The organism is Kitasatospora sp. NPDC093558 (assembly GCF_040683475.1).
GTDB lineage: Bacteria > Actinomycetota > Actinomycetes > Streptomycetales > Streptomycetaceae > Kitasatospora.
Genome location: NZ_JBFBDY010000872.1, coordinates 1 through 2,270, shown reverse-complemented (window position 1 = coordinate 2,270; position 2,270 = coordinate 1). Strand labels below are relative to the sequence as shown.

3 protein-coding genes are annotated in these 2,270 nt (G+C 74.3%); all 3 read left to right on the top strand.

Going from position 1 to position 2,270, the window contains the following annotated elements; translation table 11 throughout:
* Window positions 1–412: TetR family transcriptional regulator C-terminal domain-containing protein (locus AB0O00_RS36370; protein WP_363658983.1), on the top strand; the 412-nt coding region annotated here is incomplete at its 5' end.
* Window positions 413–495: 83 nt separating this feature from the next.
* On the top strand, window positions 496–1,629 hold the full coding sequence (locus tag AB0O00_RS36365; RefSeq protein WP_363658982.1) for an SDR family oxidoreductase: 1,134 nt from the start codon (window positions 496–498) through the stop codon (window positions 1,627–1,629).
* The coding region (locus tag AB0O00_RS36360; protein ID WP_363658981.1) for an HD domain-containing protein at window positions 1,626–2,270 on the top strand (645 nt) is incomplete at its 3' end. The genes AB0O00_RS36365 and AB0O00_RS36360, both read left to right, overlap by 4 nt.

The window sequence follows — 2,270 nt, the reverse complement described above, 5'->3', positions numbered from 1 at the left end:
CCCGGGGGCCGTCGTCCTGGCCGGGCGCTTGTTCGTGGTCCTGCTCTGGTCTCTCGCCGCGGCGGGCGGCGACGCCGCTGCGCTGACCAGCCGGCTGACCGAGGTATTCGCCGACCGCCTGGAGCGCTCCGGCTACACCAAGGGCTGTCCGATCGCCACCGTCGCCCTGGAGGTCGCGGGCACCAACGAGCCGCTGCGCGCCGTCTGCTCCACGGTGTACGAGAGCTGGCAGCGGGTCATCGCCGAGCGACTGGAGGCCGGGAGCTTCAGCCCGGCCGAGGCGTGGACCGCCGCCGGGCAGGCGCTCGCCCTGATGGAGGGCGCGGTGCTGCTCGCGTCGGTCCGGCGCAGCCGCGAACCGCTCGACCACGCCCGGCACGCCGTGTTGCACCTCATCGGCGCCAAGGGCTGAAGCCGACCCTCGCACGCCACCGCGCCTTACGCATGCCCCAAAAATATACAGACCGGTCTACAGAAAACGGAGCCCGCCCCGCCATGCCCCTCCCCAGAACCCTCGTCCTCGGCGCCACCGGCTTCATCGGGCGCTGGCTGGTCCTCGAACTCCTCTCCCGCGGCGAACCCGTCGCCGTCGCCGTCCGCGGCGGCGCCGGCAGCAGCCGCGACAAAGCCCTCCGCTCATGGCTCCGCGCCCACGGCACCACCGGCACCGCCGACCCCACCGACCCCGCCGACCCCGCCGACGCCACCCTCACCACCGTCGCCGCCGACCTCACCCGACCCGGCCTCGGCCTCACCCCCAAGGACGACGCCCGCCTCGCCGAGATCCGCGACGTCCACAACCTCGCCGCCCGCTACGAGTTCGGCCTCACCCCCGTCGAGGCCCACCCCGCCAACGTCGACGGCGCCCTGCACGCACTCCAGTGGTCCGCCACCCGGCCCGGCCTGCGCCGCCACGTCCACCTCTCCGGCTACCGCGTCGGCCGCGACCCGCACCCCCGCTACCCACTCCCGCCCCGCGAGACCGCCGCCCTCTACGCCCGCCTCGGCGCCTACGAAGCGTCGAAGCAACTCGGCGACGCCGCCGTGCGCGTGACGGCCCACCGGCTCGGTGTTCCCCTCACGACCGTCAACCCGAGCAGCGTCATCGGACACTCGGCCACCGGCGAGGCCAGCCAGTACCTCGGGCTCGCCCACCTCGTCCGGCAGCTCCACCGCGGCCGCCTCCCCCTCCTCCCCGGTACGCGCCGCACCTTCGTCCCGGTGGTCACGGTCGACCACCTGGCCCGCTTCCTCGCCGCCGTCCCCGCCCACGACCGGGCACCCGCCTCGGCCCACACCGTCCTCGACCCCGACACTCCCACCCTCCCGGACCTCATCGCCCTCCTCGCCGCCCACCTCGGCGTCCGCCCACCGCGCGGCCTCATCCCCGTCCCCGTCGTCCGCGTCCTCCCCCGCTCCCTCACCGGCGCGGACCCCGAGACCCTCACCTTCCTCTCCGAGGACCGCTACGACACCACGTCCGCCGACGAGTTGGCCGCCGCGATCGCCCTCACCCACCCACCCGTCTCCGCCGCCCTCCGCACCTGGGCCACCCGCCTGGTGGCCGACGGCTTCGGAGCCCCCGAACAGAACACCCGGACCGGACAGGCGAGTACGGTCACACCGTGAACGACAGCGACGATTACGGCGAACTCGCCTTCCCTGCAACGGATCTCGCGCACCGCACTCTGCGCTACGCGAAGACCCTGCTCCCGGCGGCGATCTTCCACCACAGCCTCCGCACCTACCTGTACGGACGCCTCCTCGGCGAGCGACGCGGCCTGCGGCCCGGCCGCGACTACGACGACGAGCTGCTGTTCCTCGGCTGCGCCCTGCACGACTGCGGTCTCAGCGACGAGGGCAACGGCGACCAGCGGTTCGAGCTGGACGGCGCCGACCTGGCAGTCCGCTTCCTGGCGGAGCAGGGAGTGCCACCGGACCGGACGGACGTCGTCTGGGACGCGGTCGCACTGCACACGGACCGTGAGATCGCCGCGCGGAAGCGGCCGGAGATCGCGTTGGTCGCCCAAGGGGCGGGCTTCGACCTCGGCGGCGGCCCGGACGCGCTCCCGCACGGGTACGCGGACCGAGTCCACCGGGCGCTGCCCCGCCTGCACGCGGCGGCGGTGCTGCACGACAGCATCGTCGGCCAGGCCCTGGAGAAGCCGCACAAGGCTCCACCGTTCACGATGGCGGGCGAACTCGTGCGTCGGGCGACCGGCCGGGCCTGGCCGGCCTGGGAGGAGCTCGCGCGGTCGTCGGGATGGAAC

Coding starts and splice junctions, on each gene's coding strand:
- AB0O00_RS36365 (WP_363658982.1), top strand. CDS start 496: ATGCCCCTCCCCAGAACCCTCGTCCTCGGCGCCACCGGCTTCATCGGG.